Source organism: Terrabacter sp. FW104-15G4B, assembly GCF_058790095.1.
In genome coordinates this window covers 1-16,692 of sequence record NZ_JBYTCI010000002.1, presented here as the reverse complement: position 1 = coordinate 16,692, position 16,692 = coordinate 1, and the positions used below count along the sequence as shown (strand labels likewise).

The 16,692-nt window shown below is 68.1% G+C and carries 17 protein-coding genes; 8 read left to right on the top strand and 9 right to left on the bottom strand.

Translation table 11 applies throughout. From position 1 onward, the window contains the following. Nucleotides 1–422 precede the first annotated feature (422 nt). Nucleotides 423–1,091: a hypothetical protein gene (locus AC3WRT_RS01910; protein ID WP_492718479.1), complete on the bottom strand. Its 669-nt coding sequence runs from the start codon at nt 1,089–1,091 to the stop codon at nt 423–425. A gap of 155 nt (nt 1,092–1,246) precedes the next feature. Here AC3WRT_RS01910 and AC3WRT_RS01905 point away from each other — a divergent pair, with 155 nt between their 5' ends. The 4 genes from AC3WRT_RS01905 (at nt 1,247) to AC3WRT_RS01890 (ending at nt 3,857) form a co-directional block, all read left to right on the top strand. Next, nucleotides 1,247–1,678 (top strand): PH domain-containing protein, encoded by a 432-nt coding sequence (locus AC3WRT_RS01905; RefSeq protein ID WP_492718477.1) that lies wholly within the window; start codon nt 1,247–1,249, stop codon nt 1,676–1,678. A 126-nt stretch (nt 1,679–1,804) separates the two neighbouring features. Then, nucleotides 1,805–2,533, top strand: a complete 729-nt coding sequence (locus AC3WRT_RS01900; RefSeq protein ID WP_492718475.1) for a DinB family protein — start codon at nt 1,805–1,807, stop codon at nt 2,531–2,533. A 115-nt stretch (nt 2,534–2,648) separates the two neighbouring features. Further along, complete coding sequence (locus AC3WRT_RS01895; RefSeq protein ID WP_492718473.1) at nt 2,649–3,179, top strand: DUF4304 domain-containing protein; 531 nt, start codon at nt 2,649–2,651, stop codon at nt 3,177–3,179. 135 nt (nt 3,180–3,314) lie between these two features. Then, nucleotides 3,315–3,857, top strand: a complete 543-nt coding sequence (locus AC3WRT_RS01890) for a hypothetical protein (RefSeq protein ID WP_492718471.1) — start codon at nt 3,315–3,317, stop codon at nt 3,855–3,857. A 494-nt stretch (nt 3,858–4,351) separates the two neighbouring features. Here AC3WRT_RS01890 and AC3WRT_RS01885 read toward each other — a convergent pair whose 3' ends face one another. Beyond that, on the bottom strand, nt 4,352–5,254 hold the full coding sequence (locus tag AC3WRT_RS01885; RefSeq protein ID WP_492718469.1) for a hypothetical protein: 903 nt from the start codon (nt 5,252–5,254) through the stop codon (nt 4,352–4,354). A 992-nt stretch (nt 5,255–6,246) separates the two neighbouring features. Next, nucleotides 6,247–7,428, bottom strand: a complete 1,182-nt coding sequence (locus AC3WRT_RS01880) for a phytanoyl-CoA dioxygenase family protein (protein WP_492718467.1) — start codon at nt 7,426–7,428, stop codon at nt 6,247–6,249. Between the two features lie 162 nt (nt 7,429–7,590). Between AC3WRT_RS01880 and AC3WRT_RS01875 the strand changes: the two genes are divergently transcribed. From AC3WRT_RS01875 to AC3WRT_RS01860, 4 genes are all read left to right on the top strand, one after another. After that, a complete protein-coding gene (locus tag AC3WRT_RS01875; protein ID WP_492718465.1) occupies nt 7,591–8,643 on the top strand; it encodes a LacI family DNA-binding transcriptional regulator in 1,053 nt (350 codons plus the stop codon). Between the two features lie 179 nt (nt 8,644–8,822). Then, nucleotides 8,823–9,827, top strand: a complete 1,005-nt coding sequence (locus tag AC3WRT_RS01870) for a Gfo/Idh/MocA family protein (RefSeq protein WP_492718463.1) — start codon at nt 8,823–8,825, stop codon at nt 9,825–9,827. Beyond that, on the top strand, nt 9,824–10,717 hold the full coding sequence (locus AC3WRT_RS01865) for a sugar phosphate isomerase/epimerase family protein (protein WP_492718461.1): 894 nt from the start codon (nt 9,824–9,826) through the stop codon (nt 10,715–10,717). Before AC3WRT_RS01870 ends, AC3WRT_RS01865 begins: the two co-directional genes overlap by 4 nt. A 37-nt stretch (nt 10,718–10,754) precedes the next feature. Then, on the top strand, nt 10,755–11,489 hold the full coding sequence (locus AC3WRT_RS01860; RefSeq protein WP_492718459.1) for a sulfite exporter TauE/SafE family protein: 735 nt from the start codon (nt 10,755–10,757) through the stop codon (nt 11,487–11,489). A gap of 31 nt (nt 11,490–11,520) precedes the next feature. Here AC3WRT_RS01860 and AC3WRT_RS01855 read toward each other — a convergent pair whose 3' ends face one another. From AC3WRT_RS01855 to AC3WRT_RS01830, 6 genes are all read right to left on the bottom strand, one after another. Continuing rightward, nucleotides 11,521–12,498, bottom strand: coding sequence for a Gfo/Idh/MocA family protein (locus AC3WRT_RS01855; RefSeq protein WP_492718457.1), 978 nt, complete (start codon nt 12,496–12,498; stop codon nt 11,521–11,523). 104 nt (nt 12,499–12,602) lie between these two features. Next, nucleotides 12,603–13,343, bottom strand: coding sequence for a GntR family transcriptional regulator (locus AC3WRT_RS01850; protein WP_492718455.1), 741 nt, complete (start codon nt 13,341–13,343; stop codon nt 12,603–12,605). An 81-nt stretch (nt 13,344–13,424) separates the two neighbouring features. Next, nucleotides 13,425–13,838 carry a universal stress protein gene (locus AC3WRT_RS01845; RefSeq protein ID WP_492718453.1) on the bottom strand — a complete coding sequence of 138 codons (414 nt, stop codon included), beginning with the start codon at nt 13,836–13,838 and terminating at the stop codon, nt 13,425–13,427. 13 nt (nt 13,839–13,851) lie between these two features. Next, on the bottom strand, nt 13,852–14,667 hold the full coding sequence (locus AC3WRT_RS01840; protein ID WP_492718451.1) for an ATP-binding cassette domain-containing protein: 816 nt from the start codon (nt 14,665–14,667) through the stop codon (nt 13,852–13,854). A gap of 1 nt (nt 14,668) precedes the next feature. Next, nucleotides 14,669–15,739 (bottom strand): ABC transporter permease, encoded by a 1,071-nt coding sequence (locus tag AC3WRT_RS01835; protein WP_492718449.1) that lies wholly within the window; start codon nt 15,737–15,739, stop codon nt 14,669–14,671. Between the two features lie 74 nt (nt 15,740–15,813). After that, a partial coding sequence (locus tag AC3WRT_RS01830; protein ID WP_492718447.1) for a substrate-binding domain-containing protein occupies nt 15,814–16,692 on the bottom strand: 879 nt, incomplete at its 5' end.

Here is a 16,692-nt window from a genome sequence, read left to right as displayed (position 1 = left end):
GCCTACCGGCCGGCTGAGTCGCACGACGACCAGGTCACTGCACGCCGGCGCAGCATCGCCTACCGGCGGTACGGCACTCAGTGCAACCCGTACTTGCTTGGCAGTTTCGAAGATGCGTGAGTTGTAGGGCTCTCGCTGGCATGCTTCGGCGGCCAATGTGATCGAGGTCGAGTCGCCCCCCCGCCATAAGTCCTTTATGGAATGTCACGGGTGTGGCCGGTGCCGGCGCCGCGCAGGCCGTCGCGGCATACGCGGGGAGCAGCAGGGCGGTCATGATCAGGAGCCGGCGCAGCGAGTCTGGCGTCACGATGGTTCGACACCTGTGGGCACTGAAAGGTTGCACGCGCGGCCTGAGCTGGGTACAGAGCCGCGCAGCTTGCGGCAAGATCGGACGTCCCGTCCGCGGCATGTCCGGATGTTGCTTACGGCGCGGAAAGCCCCAGCGCACGCGCCTGCTCGCTGACGTCGTCGTAGTCGGCGTCGGCGTTGAGTTTCGCGAGGATCTGGGGGTCGAGCGGGTGTGATGTGTAGACGGCGCTGATCGCTGCTTCGCTGGGGTCCATCTCGAGGTAGTCCTGGGCGAAGCGCGCGAACGCTTGGGGGCTGTCGTTGAGGATCAGCTCGAAGAGTTCTTCGGCGCCGTCAGCGTCCGGGTCGTCCGTCCGGGGTGTGGCGGACCCCGTGCGCCACGCGTATCCCCCCTCGGACCAGAAGGCCGTCGTAGCCACGAAGGTGTCGGCGATCTGGAAACGGGCGTCCCGCGTCAGAGGTTCAAACTCAGCCGGCATGCCGTCGAGAAGGCCAGGCCACAGCGAGACAGGTGTTCGTGTGAGGGGGCTCATGGGGGACTCATGCGCGAATCCCCAACCGAACACTGCGTCTCCGCTGAAGGCGATGTAGTAGCGGTCGCCTGAACCGTTGTCCATGCTGGCCAACGCGACCCCGGAGGTGTCGCGCGGATCGAACTGGAAGTAGCGATCCTCCCGGTCGTCTTGAGGGCTCATCGCGACGTCGAGGACGGCGAGAGCGACGGACAGTTCACGCAAGCGGTCTGGAGAAGGAAGTCGTTCAAGCAGGTCGGCGATGGTCACGAGCGAAACACTGACACACAAGCCCGCCGTAAGACGCGCACAGCGGCAAGGCCTCGGCGCGGCACGCTCGGCGGCAGTTGCGGATGATCCGGTCGCTAGGGGGCGCGCGGCTCCTCCATTCCGCGGACGACGATCTGGCCGCCGATAATGTTGGCGTGGCAGCCGCTTTGGTGATGAGGCAACCGACGGCTCTCCGCGTCCTGACCACGGTGCTGCTGGCTGCATTCGCGCTCATGCTGTCCGGGGCGGCATTCGTCGCGGGAGGCCTGCTGTCCTGGCTTAGTCCCTTGGCCGTGGTCTTGGGCCCTGTCGTGACTATGCGCAACTGGCGCATGCGTTTGGATGTATCGGGCGACGGCCTGGTTATCGCCAACCTGGCCCGGACGTACATCTTGGAGTGGTCGCAGGTCGATCGTGTGGTCGACAGTGGCGGGGTGCGCGTCCGTCTGCATTCCGGTCGAGAAATAGGTGTCTCGGGTGTCTCGGCCTTCACGGATGTGCCGGGACCGCTTCCCTCGGTGAGATCGCGCAACGCCGGGGCGGCCCTGCAGATTCAGGCGGTCGTGAAGCGATACCGACGTCGATAGGGATGCCCGCGCCGCGGCTACGTGCGGACGTGCGCTTCAGCCCAGCTTGGTCCCTTCGATGACCACGAGGTAGTCCACACGCGGCAGACCGGGCGTGGGGTGTGCGGAGCGACCTAGTCTGTCTGGATGCGACGCTTCGACGACGAGGACCTCACCGGCGCAGAGTTCCGCGAATGCGACCTGAGTAGAGCGCGGATGGTCGGCGTGGTCATGCAGGACGCCGAGATCGACGGCCTGGTAACCAATCTCGTGGTCAACGGGGTCGAGGTGATGCCGTACGTCGAGGCGGAGCTCGACTGCCGTCACCCGGTACGGCTGCTGATCCGCTCCGATCAGCCGGACGACCTGCGAGAGGCCTGGCGGCAACTCCGGGACGAATGGGCCACGACCACGGAGCAAGTCCGGTCCATGCCCGAGAACAGCGAACATCATGGCGTCGACGGCGAGTGGTCGATGGTCGAAACCCTGCGTCACCTGGTCTTCGTGCACGACTCCTGGTTCCGACGCTGCGTGCTCGGGCTCACTGAGCCGTTCACAGCCATGGGGCTGGGTCCACCCTTGGTCATGAACCAAGAGGAGAGCGGGCTCGACTCGTCCGCCCAACCGAGCCTCGACGAGGTGCTCGCCGTACGGAACCGGAAAGCCATGGAGATCGAGACGTGGCTGGCCGCGGTCACGCCTGATCAGCTCGGGCAGACCGCGCCGGTCCCCGACGACGACAGATGGCCCCCGTACGCCAAGGGGCGGACAGTGCGGCAATGCCTGGGCACCGTGCTCAACGAGGAATGGGCTCACCACGGATTCTGCAAACGCGACCTCAACAAACTGTCGACTCAGGATTCGTCGCACTCGTGACGGGCAGGTCACGACTGGCGGCATGACGGGACGTCCGACGGCGTCGCGACCTGGGACAGAGGAGCTTCTCGGCGCGGCAACGAGTCCAGCCATGGAGCTCTGACAGGCTGCGCTTATGGACGTAGCCGGATTGGCCGAGCGCACGCTCGCCGGTGCCCTCAAGCCGCTCGGTTTTCGTAAACGAGGTCTCAACTGGTTCCGCACTTCCTCCGGTTCCGACTACCAGGTCGTAAATCTCCAAAGATCCTCGTGGGGCGGCGGTGACTGTTACCTCAACCTCGGCTGGGACCCAGACGTTCCGGCAGGCAAGTTCCGCCCGGCACACCAGTGCCTGCTCACGCTGAGGGCCGAACGCACCGGGGCCATCCCAGACATCGAGTGGCTCCGACCGGACGGCGAAACCACCATCGACTTGCCGGGCATCAGCCTGCTGGACGTCGAGACGAGCAGGCGAATGGCCGAGGACGAGTTAGCCGCGAGGCTTCATGAGGTTGTCGCGATCCCCGTGGCGGATCTGATGAACCGCTCGCGATCGGTCATCGATCTCGTGCCGCTCCTCAGGGCGAAACCCGGATTCGCGATGCTGTCCCTGCGTGGCTACCTGGCCGACCACGGTTATGAACTGCCCGCACATGGCGAAGCCTGAGCCCATGTGCTTCCACTCACGGCTCCCGAGGAGCGCTCATCGGCACGACCGATCGGCGGCATGTGCGGTAGTCGTTGGCGGACGGACCGGGCTCTGTGCAGAGACCGTGTCCGTCCATTCCGGCAAGATGCGCCCATGGATTCGGCACTGGCTGCGGGCTGGATTGCCTTCTGGGGCGCTGTAGCAGGGGCGGTGGTCGGGGGCGGGCTGACCGCGCTGGCCTCATGGAGTACGACTCGAGGGCAATGGCAGCGCGAGCGAACATTCCGGCAGAGGGAGCGGCTCGCCGAGATGCTTTCGCAGGGCACACGCAGTCTGGCCGACCAGGCGCCCCGCAATCGCGAGGGGCAGCGGGTTACGGACGTGCATCAGGACACCATCCGGAACCTGCATTTTGCCCGAGTGCTTGCCATGGGGGTGAGCCCTCACCTGGGAATGCTGATGACGGAGATCTTCCTTGATGAGCGCGCCGAGTGGCGGACCTACATCCCGTCGACTGATGTTCGGGTGATGAACGGCATCGTGGCCCGGTGGTTAGTCGATCCTGACTACTTCGACAAGACGCAGAAGTCTCTCGACGAGTACCGGAGTGAGTTCCCTTGGCAGGAGGCGGAGGAACCTGTGACCCCGGCAATGCAACTCTCCTCGCGATTCATGTTCTGGTCCCGTCGGAGCTGAGCCACATGTCCGCCTGTTGCTTGGGGGCGCCGAAGTCTCCTGGTCTCCGCCGTGCGTGCTCCTCCAGAGTCAGATCATTTGCAAGGTGAGGCCCCACATGCACCGCGCGACAGGCTCGGCCCAACGTCCTCCGCGCGGCAAATCCGGTAAACAGGGATTTCGCGCCCGACTGGCTGGAAGGCGTCCCGGTGCAGATTCACGGCGGTAAGGCCGATGAGTTCTTCATCGACGAGGGGGACGTGACGCGGCGCGGTCCATCGTCGCTGCGGCTGACGACGGCTAGCTCTTCACCTACCCGGGCTGCGGCCACCTCTTCGCCGACGCCAGCGCCGCGGCCTTCAACGGCGAGGCCGCTGCGCTGGCGGAGCAGCGGGACCGGGACTTTCTCGCTCGACTTGGACAGGGGAGCCGCGGTCGGGGCGCCGACGGGCGACTGGTGAGGCACGTGGATGACGGCGGGCCCCCGCCCGCCGTCACCTGACCTGCCGAGGTCCTTACTTGCAGAAGACCTCCACGCGGTACGTGGTGTCGTCACCCGCGTTGGAGGGTGCGACGGCTACGGATACGGAGTACTTTCCCGACCCGTTCTTGTAGGTCTCACCGCGCGGGCCGACCACGCGGTCGATGGTGCACCCTGCCTGGTTCGACACGGTCACCGTGTGGGTGCCCTCTTCGACCGCCTCGACGTGGGCCTCGTTGTAGGCGAGGATCGCCGGGTTGTACTCGGAGAACTTGACGTTGCTCGCGCCGTTGGTGTCGACCCATCCCGCCGCCATTCCAAGTAGCGGCGTGTCCGAGCCCGGCCGCCAGAAGCGCGTGTCGAGCTCGACGATCGCGTTGGCCTTGACCTTGAAGTTGTCGGTCTTGCTGTACCTCGGCACGAAGCAGTTCTTGTTGCCCGGTGCGTTGCAGTTGAGGTCGGACGTCTGGGAGACCCAGACCTTGTAGACCCCGCCCGGGTTCGGCGTGTCGGCGAACGGATACAGCTGGACCGTCCGCCCGAGGTCCTCCAGGTCGGTGCTCTGCACGTGGGCCCCGGTCGTGCAGGGGCTGGTGGCGATCACCGTCGCGATCCGGCCCGACCCGTCGACCGTGAACTGGCGGCAGCTGACGTCGTCCTGTGACAGGAGGACCTTGCCGTTCGGGTTCGTGACCTGGTAGGAGTACGTCCCAGCGGGGAGCCCCGCCGCGCTGACCGGGGCGTTGATCCCCGGCCCGCCGTTGAGGTAGACGTCCTGCTTGTTCTGGTAGTGGTTGAGGTTCACCGGCACGCCGGTGACATCGGTGGTGAAGATCGCGCCGGAGAGGTTTCCGCCCGGTGCCCCCGAGGCTGAGGCGCTCGCGCCGAGCAGAGCTACGGCGGCGACTGCCACCGCTGCTGTGATCCTGTGGAACATGTGACCCCCTCTTTGGTTTCCCTGACCCCTTCGACGGTAGGCAGCCGCCGGAGTCTCGTCCGGTCAAAGGCTGGATCGGTCCGGCAGAATGCGAGATAGCGACCCATTGCGGCAAAAGATCTCTTCGCAGCTGTTGAGCAAGCGCGTGTGACCCTGGCCGCGGCGGCCTAGCGAGGAGCGCCTCAGATGGGTGGCAACTGGCCCACACTCTCGTCGTGACCAGCCCCCAGGACAAGGCCGCGGTCCGACTCGCGTACGACCAGGTCGCCGGACTCGTACGCCGACCAGTTACGGTCGACGGAGGCTGAGCTGCCCGTCCCGTCCCCACCGCCCAGGGCCGCGCAGGCGCCAATGCCTCTGGAGTTCTTCAAGCTCCTGCACGTCCGCTTCTCGGCAGATCCGGTAAACAACGACCGGCTAGAAATGGGCAGCGAGAGCGGCTCCGTTCCGCTCCAGGCGCGTTCGGTTCGCGTCGATGGTTATCGGCTGGTGTCGACTGTCTGTGGGGAATCAGTGCGGAAGTTGCGGCGTGCGATGAATCCGCGCTGATCAGCGTCTCGCGTTGCTCGGACTGTGATTCCGTTGCGACAGTTACGAAGGTTCCAATCCTTCACCTGCCACCCAGTACCCCGAGGGGCCCTGACCAGCGGAAACGCCGATCAGGGCCTCTCCCATGTTCGTAGCCGGGTATCCGGCGGTGTTGATTGCCGAAGGCACGCGCGCGCCGCTGACTGGGGAAACGACGCGGCCGGAAGGTTCTATGGGGAAGGCGTGGCGAAGTTGCGCACGGGATGGCGCATCTTGCGCGCCCCGTGCCTCACCTGTAGCGATGTGGGGGAGGGCGTATGCAATCGCGGCGGACTTCAGCGCCGTCACCATCGGGTTTCTCCGGGTGCAGGTAAGAGCGCTTGATGAGCTCGGGACTGCAGGACTACCGGGCGCGCCGTGGTATCGGCGTTGCTCGGCCCGTTCCGGATTGCGCCGTGGTCGGTTCAGTGGCTGCCTCGCGCCGCTTGCTGGCGTGCCAGTCGGTCAGTCAGGTGAGCTGCAGGGTAGCCGTCGGCCAGGGCCTCGTTCACGATCTCGGCCTGGGTTGGCGGCGACATCCCGTCGATGGGCTGGTCGCGATCGAGGTTGGTCGGGAATGCGTAACCCTCCGCGGCCGAGGCGATGACGTTGGCGATCGCGCGAGGCGTCATGCCGACGGCCCGGGCGGCGAGGAGCGCGGGGTAGACAGCTTGGACGACCCGAGCCCGGTCGACGGTCTCCATGGCTCGACCGAAGGCCGAGCTGATCTGCAGGAGGTTCGCCATCCGGCGCACGTCGGTGGTGTGGTTGGTGCCGGCGGCGTGGAACAGCGCCGGGTTGAAGAAAACCGCATCGCCGGCCGACAACGGCAGCTGCACATGGTGGGCGAGGAAGTAGTCCTGGAACTCGGGCTGCTGGTAGGCGACGTAACCGTGCGAGTACTTCTGGCTGTGCGGCAGGTAGAGCGTCGGTCCCGACTCGACCGGCATGTCGACGTGGGCGACGGCGCCCTGCAGGGTCAGCACCTGTGAGAGGGCGTGCACGTGCGCCGGGTACGTCGCGCAGGTCTCGGCGGACTGGAAGCCGAGGTGGTAGTCGCGGTGGACGGTCTGGCCGGCGCCGCCCGGGTTGACGACATTGAGCTGCGAGGTGACCTGGTAGCCGGGCCCGAGCCAGGCCTGCGCGGCGAGCGCGACGCCGTCGTTGGCGTAGTAGCCGACGAAGGCCTCGGGGTCGGCGACGGCGAACTTCTCGAGGGCGTTCCAGATCCGGTCGTTGGCGCCGGGCTTGGCGAAGTGGTCACCGGCGGCCGCGCCGCTTGCGCGCTGCTCGGCGATCATCCGCTCGAAGGCCGCGGTGGCGCGGTCGAGCGAGGCGGTCTCGAAAGCCCCTGCGAACACGACGATCCCGGGGCCGTCGGACAGGGCACGCGCCAGCTCGGCCTGGACGTCCCGGCGGGTGGCGTCCTCACCGGCTGTATGCCGCAGGGTGGCCCAGTCGTAGACGAGGACCTCCTGCTCGACGCGGGTCGCGTGCGGGTAGTCGGCGAGCTCGGTCTGCTGGGCGAGCACCGCGAGCAGGTCTGGAAGCCGGGCGTCCTCGGGACGGATCCAGTCCAGGCGCGAGCCGGTCGATGTCATGGTCATGGTGCCCTCCTCGGGAGGAACGACGGTCACCGGGGCGGGCCGTTGCGACGCTGCGGTGTGGTGCCGGGGATGCCTCAAGGATCGCGCGGGACCGTTGTCATCGAAGAGGTGAAAGCCCTCAGAAAGACCTCATGGAGTGCGCCTGGAGCTACGCTCGCAGGCATGGACCAAGCGCGCCCCAGGTCGCACCGGGTACGGGACATCGCCGAGCAGTCGGGGCTCTCGGAGGCGACGATCGACCGCGTGCTGCACGGCCGTCCAGGGGCGAGCGCGCGGGCGGTACGAGCGGTCGAACAGGCCGTGCTCGACCTGGACCGCCAGCAGACCCAGCTGCGTCTCGCCGCGCGCACGCTGCTGCTCGATGTCGTCATCCAGGCTCCGTCGCGGTTCAGCTCTGCTGTGAGGTCGGCACTCGAGGACGAGCTGCCCGCGCTGCGCCCAGCCGCGGTCCGGGCGCGCTTCCACCTGCGCGAGAACGCCGATGTCGCCGCCGCGGTCGAGGTGCTCGACGCCTTGGGTCGGCGCGGACGCGTCTGCCACGGTGTGGTGCTCAAGGCCCCTGACGACCCCACTGTTGCATCCGCCGTCGACCGGCTCGCCGGCCGCGGCATCCCCGTGGTCACCCTCGTCACTGACGTGCGCGACAGCGCGAGGGTGGCCTACGTCGGACTGGACAACGCCGCGGCAGGGGCCACAGCCGCCTATCTGGTGGCGCAGGTCCTCGGCGACCGGTCCGGGGACGTGCTCCTGACCCTGAGCCGGTCCTTCTTCTTCGGCGAGCGGGAGCGGGCGGACGCCTTCACGTCGGCGCTCTCGCGCCTCGCGCCCGGTCGACGCATCCACACGATCTCCGACAGCGACGGCCTCGACGCGACGATGGGGGCGCTCGTGGCCGACCTGGTCGCCGAGCAGCCCAACGTGTGCGCGGTCTACTCGGTCGGGGGCGGCAACCAGGCCATCTCCCGGGCGTTCACTGCCGCGGGCCGTCCTCCCGCAGTCTTCATCGGGCACGACCTGGACGAGGACAACCTCGACCTGCTGCACTCGGGAGTGCTCACCGCCGTCCTCAACCACGACCTCCACGCCGACATGCGGAACGGCGTGCGCCAGGTGATGCGGGCGCACCGGCTGGTGCCCGGCGCCCCCACGTCCGTCTCGGCCAACGTCGAGGTGGTCACGGCCTACAACATCCCTCCGCGGATCCACGCCCACTGAGGTTGAAGCCAGTTCGCCGTCCCCGCGGTGCTGAGGGGTTATTGAGGGGTCTGCACGGTGCCACGACGGCACTGGTGCCCCCACGCTGAGGTGACCGACCTGGGACCACGACGTCCTCGGGCGCAGCCGCGGCCTGGGGCCGACGTCATGGCGCCACCAGCCCCTCTCGAGGAGAACCCATGCGCCTTGGCCTGATCGGGCTCGGCAGGATCGGCTCGTTCCACGCCGACACCCTGTCCCGGCTGCCCGCCGTCGAAACCCTCGTCGTGACGGACGTCGTGCCTGCAGCGACTCTGTCCGTCGCAGAGCGGGTGGGCGCCGAGCAGGCCGACTCGCCGGAGAGCCTGCTCAACAGCGGCATCGATGGCCTCGTCATCGCTGCGGCCACGAACGCCCACACGCAGCTCATCCGGGCCGGGGTCGACGCCGGTCTGCCGGTCTTCTGCGAGAAGCCACTCTCGGCCGACCTGGCCGAGGCCGCGGCCATCGCTGACTACGTGAGGCAGAGGGCGGTACCGGTGCAGGTCGGCTACCCACGCCGCTTCGACCCGGCCTTCAGCGCGGCCCGTGCGGCCGTGGAGTCGGGGGAGCTGGGCTGGGTCCACACGGTGCGCTCGACCACCCTGGACCCGGCGCCTGCGCCGCGCGAGTACATCGCGGCTTCCGGTGGGATCTTCCGGGACTGCAGCGTGCACGACTTCGACACCGTCCGCTGGGTCACCGGTCGAGAGGTCGTCGAGGTCTACGCCACCGGTAGCGCAAAGGGCGCGGACTTCTTCGCCGAGCTCGGAGACGTGGCCACAGCGGCCACGGTGCTGACCTTCGACGACGGCGCGACCGCGGTCGTCTCGAACAGCCGCTACAACCCACGCGGTTACGACGTCCGGCTGGAGCTGCACGGGACGGGCGACAGCGTCGCCGCGGGTTGGAGTGACACCACCCCGTTGCGCAACCTCGAACCCGGCGCAGCGTGGCCTTCCGGGCCAGCCGCCACGTTCTTCATGGACCGGCTCGCGGCCGCGTTCCAGGCGGAGCTGCAAGCCTTCACGGATGTGGTCGCCGGGCGACGGCAGTCGCCGTGCACGGTCGATGACGCCCTTGCCGTCGCTCACATCGCCGAGGCCGCTGCCCTGTCCCTGGCAGAGCACCGTCCGGTGCGGCTCGACGAGGTCCGGCAGTCATGAGGACTGCTGCGCCTCAACAGCCTGATGACCTGCTCGCAACCTGCTGGACCAGCGCCGGCGATGCTGCCTCCGACCGGTCCGACGTGCGCAGCCTGCTGAGCCTGCGCGATCGGGTGGAAGCCGCGTCAGCGGCCGGCTTCCGCGGCTTCGGGCTGCTCTCCGACGACCTCCCGGCGGCCGTGGCGGCCTATGGTCTCAATGGCATCCGCGTCTTGCTCGCCGACAACGGGATCGCCCCCCTGGAGCTCGAGGGCATCCCGTACTGGTGGGACGACGGGCGCCACCGCGTGGAGTCGGATCGAGTCCGCCAGGAGCTGCTCCAAGCCGCGGAGGCGCTCGGCGCACGACACCTCAAGGTCACTCCCGATGGCGACGACGGCCCGTGGAACCGTGACCTGTGGACAGCTCGGTTCGCCGCACTGGCGGCCCAGGCCGCCGACGTCGGCGCACGCCTGGGCCTGGAGTTCTTCCCCTGGTCCAACGTCAAGACGCTGCGCGACGGTCTGCGGCTCGTCGTCGATTCCGGACACCCGGCAGGTGGCGTCATCATCGACACGTGGCACGTCGCGCGCGCGCAGACGCCGGCCTCCGAGCTCGCGGACGTCCCGCTGGACCGCATCGTCGGCGTGGAGCTCAACGACGCCGACGCGCACATCGTCGGGACCCTGTTCGAGGACACCGTGCACCGCCGCCGCTACTGCGGTGAAGGCGTCTTCGACCTCACGGGCATGATCAGCGCGCTGCGCAAGGCCGGGTGGAACGGGCCATGGGGCGTCGAGATCCTCTCCGACGAGCATCGAGCCCAGCCGGTCCGCGAGGCTCTCGCCCGCGCCGCCGCCACCGCACGCCACGTCTTGGAGCGAGCCGACCAGGGCGTCGTGGCTCGATGAGGTGCGCCTCGGCCAGCCGGCGGCGCAGGAAGAGGCGATGACGCTCGCGGCTCTGGCGCTGCTGGCCGTCGCCGCCCTGCTCATCGGCTTCGCCAAGACCGCCATCGGCGGTGTCGCGAGCATCGCCGTCGTCATCTTCGCCCTGGTGCTGCCCACCAAGGAGTCCACGGCGGCGATCCTGCTGCTGCTCCTGGTCGGTGACGTCGTCGCGGTGTGGCACTACCGCCGCGATGGCGACCTCGCTCTGCTCCGGCGGCTGATCCCTGCCGTCCTGCCGGGCCTGGTCCTCGGCGCGCTCTTCCTCTCCCGCGTCGACGACAGCACGCTCCGTCGCGCCATCGGCGGCCTGCTCCTCCTCCTCGCGGCACTGCAGCTCGTCCTGACCTGGAGGACGCCGGACGCCGCCCGCGTGGGCTCGTCACGAGCGGCTGCCGTGGGCACAGGGGCAGCCGCCGGCTTCGCCACGATGACCGCGAATGCCGCAGGCCCGGTCATGACGCTCTACCTCGTCGCTCAGGGAGTCGACAAGCGGCGGTTCCTCGGCACGAGCGCGTTGTTCTTCCTCGGCGTCAACCTCTGCAAGGTGCCCTTCAGCGTCGAACTGGGCCTCTTCGGCAGCGAGACGCTCTGGCGGACGCTGGCGCTCCTGCCGTTCGTGCTGGTCGGCACGTGGGTCGGCCTCCACACGGCCCGTCGTCTGAGCCAGACCCGGTTCGACCAGGCGGTGTTGGCCGCCACGGTCGTGTCGGCGCTCACGCTGCTCGTGCGCTGAGAGCGGCCCCGTCGCCGCGAGCGTCCCGCCACTAGTGGTAAGCGACGCCGACCTGCCGGGTGACCTCGTCGAGGGCCCGCATGTTGGCAAGCACGGACGAGGGCGGGTGCAGCGGTGAGCTGAGCTCGCCGGCGCCGATGCAGCGGGCCACCTCGAGGGCACAGTGGTAGAGCGCCCCGTGGCCGATCGGTTCGGGGTCGGTCCACCGCACCGAGCGTGAGGCGTCGGCAGACGTGACGACGACGTCGCCCGGCTGGAAGAACGGTCCGGGCAGCGTCAGCGTGGCCGAGGTCCCAGCGATGGTCGCGGACGTGGGCGTACGCGTGAGCAGCGTCGAGTGCAGGACACTCGTCGCGCCGCTGGCATGGGTCAGCACCATGCCTGCCTGACCGTTCACGCCGGACGCGGTCATCTCCCCGGCTGCCTGGACTGTCAGCGCCGGTCCGAGCACCCACGTCGCCAGCGTCGTGACGTAGGTGCCGAGGTCGAGCAGCGACCCGCCTGCCATCGCCGGGTCGAGGATGCGGTGCGGCGGACTGAAGCGCTCCCCGTGGTCGGCGATGACCGTGCGGAGGTCGCCGAGGAGTCCCGCGTCGAGCACACGGCGAACGACGTCGAAGCGCGGCAGGAAGAGCGACCACATCGCCTCCATGCAGAAGATGCCGGCAGCCGCTGCCGCCGACGAGATCGCTTCAGCCTCAGAGGCATCCAGGCCCAACGGCTTCTCGACGAGTACGTGCTTGCCGGCGCGCACCGCCAGGAGCGCGCCTGGCCGGTGCAGATGATGCGGCGTCGCCACGTAGACGACGTCGACGTCCGGGTCCGAGACGAGACCGTCAGCCGAACCGAATGCTTTCTCGATTCCGGCTCGAGCTGCGAAGGCGTCGGCGGACCCTTGCGAACGAGACCCCACGGCCACGACCTGCTGCGTCGTCGATGTCATCACGGACGTGACGAAGCGGTCTGCGATCCACCCGGTGCCGAGCACGCCCCACCGCAGGCTCGGCACGGACGACGGCGACGGACGGCGCGGGGGAGGGAGGGAGTCGGGCAACGAGAGCGGCGACACGGCATACCTTTCCGGTGGGGCGCCACGGACTGCCCGGCGCCAGGTCAGCGCTCGTCGAGCATGACCTCGATGGAGTAGTCCTGGGCGCGGTAACAGTGGTCGCCGTACTCGACCGGGCCGCCGACGGCGTCAAAGGCAGTGCGTGACATGGTCAGGACCGGCTGGGACGGCGTGAGGTGCAGGTGCTTGCGCTCAGAGGCGGACGGCTGTCGGGCGCCGATGCGCTGGTGGGCGACGACCGGCTTGCCGCCGCGCGCACGGAGCAGTGCGTAGAGGCCATTGTGCTCGAGCTCGTCGCGGCTCAGGTCGGAGTAGGCCGGCGGCAGCCAGTTCCGGAGGATCGCGAGCGGCCGATCCCCGTCGAGACGGAGACGGACGAGGCGCAGCAACGGAGTGTCGACGGGCAGACCCATGGCCTTGGCTGCGACGTCGGCCGTCGTCAGCTCGTGAGTGAGTACCTCCGTGCGGGGGTCCCCCGAGCCCTCGCGTCGGAGGTCGTCGTAGAGGCTCGTCAGCTCGGCCCTCCGGTGGATCTGCCGGCCGGCCACCGTTGTGCCCAGACCGCGCCGCCGGAGGAGCAGGCCCTGCCCGACGAGCTCCTGGATGGCCCGCCGCACCGTCGGCCGCGAGACGCCGAGACGGTCGGCCATCGCGACCTCGTTCTCGAACGCGTCGCCCGGCTGCAGCTGACCCTTGGCGATCGCCGCACTCAGCTGCTCGGCCAGCTGGTGGTAGAGCGGGATAGGCGTCTCGCGGTCGATGCGGACGTCAATGGGCTCGGGCATGGCCGCAGACTAGCGAGCGGTGCAACGCACGCAGCAGAGCGTTCGGAGCAGCGCCCGCTCCTGGCATCGTCTGCCGGGTCGTCATCTCGGGCTCTTGACGACGAGAACCGGGATGTCGGCATCGAGGATGAGGTTCTGGGCAACGCTGCCCAGGAACGCTTTGCCCACCGGGGACCGTCGACGCGCTCCGATGACGAGCACGTCGGGTCCGAGCTCGCCGACGGTGCGCAGGATCGCGCTGGAGACGTCCGCGATGTCGCGGCCGCCGGGCACCACCTGGACGCCCCACCGCAGGTCGGGCAGGCAGGTAGCCTCGAGAGCCTTCTCGACGGCGTCGGAGATGCCGGCCCGGTTGGCCTCCGCGATGTCGTTGTCGAGCGACTCGACGATGTGGATGACCACGAGGTCGGTCCCGCGGTAGGCCGCCTGGCGAGCTCCTTCCTCCAGCGCGAGCGCGCTCGAGCTGCGGGTGTGGTGCGCGACGGCGACGCTCATGACGTCACCTCGCTCACTTCTGCAGCTCGTGCGAGAGCTCGGCGAGCTCGTCCCCGCCGGCCATCTGGCGGGTCAGCTCGTCGAGTCCCACGTCGGCGCGCTTCTTGTCGAGCACGGCCTGTCCCAGCTTGAGGATCACGAAGTGGTTGCCGACGAGGTACGCGTGGTGCGGGTTGTGCGTGATGAAGACGACGCCCAGGCCCGCGTCACGGGCCGCGGCGGTGTACTTGAGCACCACGCCCGACTGCTTGACGCCGAGGGCAGCGGTCGGCTCGTCGAGGATGAGTACGCGGGCGCCGAAGTACACGGCGCGGGCGATCGCCACACACTGGCGCTGGCCGCCGGACAGTGTGCCGATGGGCTGGTTGATGTCCTTGACGACGATCCCCATCTTGCGCAGCTCCTCGTCGGCGATTCGCTTCATGTCGTTGATCTTCAGCGGGGCGAACGGTGCCCCGCCCGAGACCATCTCGGAGCCGAGGAAGAAGTTGCGCCAGACCTCCATCAGGTTGACGACCGCGAGATCCTGGTAGACGGTCGCGATGCCGTGCGCCAAGGAGTCGCGCGGCGACGAGAACGAGACCTTCTTGCCGTCCACCTTCAACGTCCCCTCGTTGTGCGGGTGCAGCCCGGAGATGATCTTGATGAGGGTCGACTTGCCCGCGCCGTTGTCACCAAGGACACATGTGACCTCGCCGGCGTTGACGGTCAGGTTGATCCCCTTGAGCGCGCGGACCGCGCCGTAGGTCTTGCCGATGTTCGTCATCTCGACAAGCGGCTCGCCCTTGTACAGGTCGCGATCGGCGTGGTCGTGAAGGGTGTCGGTCATGTCAACTCACCTTTCGGGCGGTCGAGAGTCGCTTGACGTAGAGGTTGACCATCACGGCGAGCAGGAGCATGACGCCCAGGAAGGCCTTGAACCAGTTCGGGTCCCATCCGGCGTACACGATGCAGAGGCTGGTCATGCCGAAGATGAAGGCACCGATGGCCACGCCGATGGCGTTGCCGTAGCCGCCGGTCAGGAGCGTGCCACCCACGACCGCGGCGATGATGTAGAGGAACTCGTTGCCCACGCCGTTGCCGGCTTGGAGCGTGTTGTAGTTGTACAGGTAGTGCATGCCGGCGAACCAGGCGAGGAAGGCAACGGTCATGAACAGGCCGACCTTGACCCGGGTGACGGGGACACCCACCGCGCGAGCCGAGGCGGCGTTGCCGCCGACGGCGTAGATCCAGTTGCCGATCTTGGTGCGCTGCAGCACGTAGGCGGCGAGCGCGACGAAGAGGAACCACCAGATGACCGTGATCGACAGCGTGACCGAGCCGATCTCCCACTCGTGGGCGAAGATCCAGTTGAGGGAGTCGTACCCGGCCATCTGGTTGATGTTCGGGCTGGACACCGATCCCGTGACGAGCTTGGTCACGCCGAGGTTGGCACCCTGCAGCACGAAGAACGTGCCCAGGGTGATGAGGAAGCTCGGGATGCCGGTCCTCATGACGAGGTAGCCGTTGAGGAACCCGATCGCCAGGCAGACCACCAGCGACAGGATCGCGCCGACCCACAGGTTGATCCCGAGCTGGTAACAGAACATCGCGTTGAAGAGCCCCGCAGTGGTGACCAGCACTCCGGCGGAGAGGTCGAACTCGCCGCCGATCATCAGCATGCCGACCCCGACGGCCACGATGCCGATCGTCGAGGACTGGTAGAGGACGGTGAAGAAGGATGCCGGGGTGCGGAAGGCCGGGGCGACGATGAGGAAGAAGATGAAGATGACCACCGCGGCGACGAGGGCGCCGATCTCGGGTCGTGCCAGCAGCCGGTTCGACCAGCCGAGGGTGACCCGGTTGGACGCCTCGGCAGGAGCGGGGGGCGAAGGGTCGGTTTTGACGGGGGTGCTACTCATGACAGCTCCAGTGCTGTTCGGCGGGGGCCGGGTCGCCCAGACAGATCTGGACGGACCCGACCCCCTGGAGGCGGTTAGCGAGTGTTCTGCTTGATGAACGGGAGGACCTGGGCGATGTTCGACTTATCGACGAAGGAGGGGCCGGTCAGCACGGCCTGGCCGCCGCCGAGGACGTTGCCGTTCTTCTTGAACAGGTACAGCTGGGTGATGGCCATGTAGCCCTGCAGGTAGGGCTGCTGGTCGATGAACCACTCGATCTTGCCGTCGCTCACCGCCTGGGCCGCGTCCGGGTTGGTGTCGAACGTCCCGATCTTGACCTTCGCTCCGGCAGTCTGGGCCGCCTTGATCGTGTCGAGCGCCTGCGGCGCGCCGAGGGTGACGACCCAGTTGATCGTCTTGTCCTGGGTCAGCTTGGCCTGGATGGCGCTGGTGACGGCAGCGTCGTCGGCGCCGTTGACCTGCAGGTTCTCGGTGTTCGGGAAGGTATCCTTCACGCCGGCGCAGCGGTCCTCCAGGGCCACCGACCCGGACTGCTGGATGGTGCAGAGGATCTTGGTGGCGCCGTCGGCGGCGGCCCGCTTGCCTGCCTGCTGACCGGCCAGCTTCTCGTTGGAGGCGAAGTGCGTCAGGGCCCCCGCCTTCTGGAAGAAGTCGATGCCCGAGTTGAAGGTGTCGACCGGGATGCCGGCCGCCTGGGCCTTCTTGATCGTGGGGATGAGCGCGTCCGGGGTCACCAGCGTCGTCGCGATGCCGTCGACCTTGGAGTCGATGGCGTTCTGGATCAGCACAGCCTGCTTGCTGGCGTCCGGGTCTGCGGAGTACTTCAAGGTGGAGCCAGTGTCCTTGGCGGCCTGCTGCGCGCCGGCCTTGATGCGATCCCAGAACGTGTCGCCCGGCGTCTCGTGGGTGATCATGGCGAAGGTGTAGCCGCTGTTGCCGCCGCCTCCCCCGCC

Excerpts from the sequence above, each read along its gene's own strand:
- AC3WRT_RS01900 (WP_492718475.1), top strand. The coding sequence starts at position 1,805 with ATGCGACGCTTCGACGACGAGGACCTCACCGGCGCAGAGTTCCGCGAA.
- AC3WRT_RS01895 (WP_492718473.1), top strand. The coding sequence starts at position 2,649 with ATGGACGTAGCCGGATTGGCCGAGCGCACGCTCGCCGGTGCCCTCAAG.
- AC3WRT_RS01890 (WP_492718471.1), top strand. The coding sequence starts at position 3,315 with ATGGATTCGGCACTGGCTGCGGGCTGGATTGCCTTCTGGGGCGCTGTA.
- AC3WRT_RS01885 (WP_492718469.1), bottom strand. The coding sequence starts at position 5,254 with ATGTTCCACAGGATCACAGCAGCGGTGGCAGTCGCCGCCGTAGCTCTG.
- AC3WRT_RS01880 (WP_492718467.1), bottom strand. The coding sequence starts at position 7,428 with ATGACCATGACATCGACCGGCTCGCGCCTGGACTGGATCCGTCCCGAG.
- AC3WRT_RS01875 (WP_492718465.1), top strand. The coding sequence starts at position 7,591 with ATGGACCAAGCGCGCCCCAGGTCGCACCGGGTACGGGACATCGCCGAG.
- AC3WRT_RS01870 (WP_492718463.1), top strand. The coding sequence starts at position 8,823 with ATGCGCCTTGGCCTGATCGGGCTCGGCAGGATCGGCTCGTTCCACGCC.
- AC3WRT_RS01865 (WP_492718461.1), top strand. The coding sequence starts at position 9,824 with ATGAGGACTGCTGCGCCTCAACAGCCTGATGACCTGCTCGCAACCTGC.
- AC3WRT_RS01860 (WP_492718459.1), top strand. The coding sequence starts at position 10,755 with ATGACGCTCGCGGCTCTGGCGCTGCTGGCCGTCGCCGCCCTGCTCATC.
- AC3WRT_RS01850 (WP_492718455.1), bottom strand. The coding sequence starts at position 13,343 with ATGCCCGAGCCCATTGACGTCCGCATCGACCGCGAGACGCCTATCCCG.
- AC3WRT_RS01845 (WP_492718453.1), bottom strand. The coding sequence starts at position 13,838 with ATGAGCGTCGCCGTCGCGCACCACACCCGCAGCTCGAGCGCGCTCGCG.
- AC3WRT_RS01840 (WP_492718451.1), bottom strand. The coding sequence starts at position 14,667 with ATGACCGACACCCTTCACGACCACGCCGATCGCGACCTGTACAAGGGC.
- AC3WRT_RS01835 (WP_492718449.1), bottom strand. The coding sequence starts at position 15,739 with ATGAGTAGCACCCCCGTCAAAACCGACCCTTCGCCCCCCGCTCCTGCC.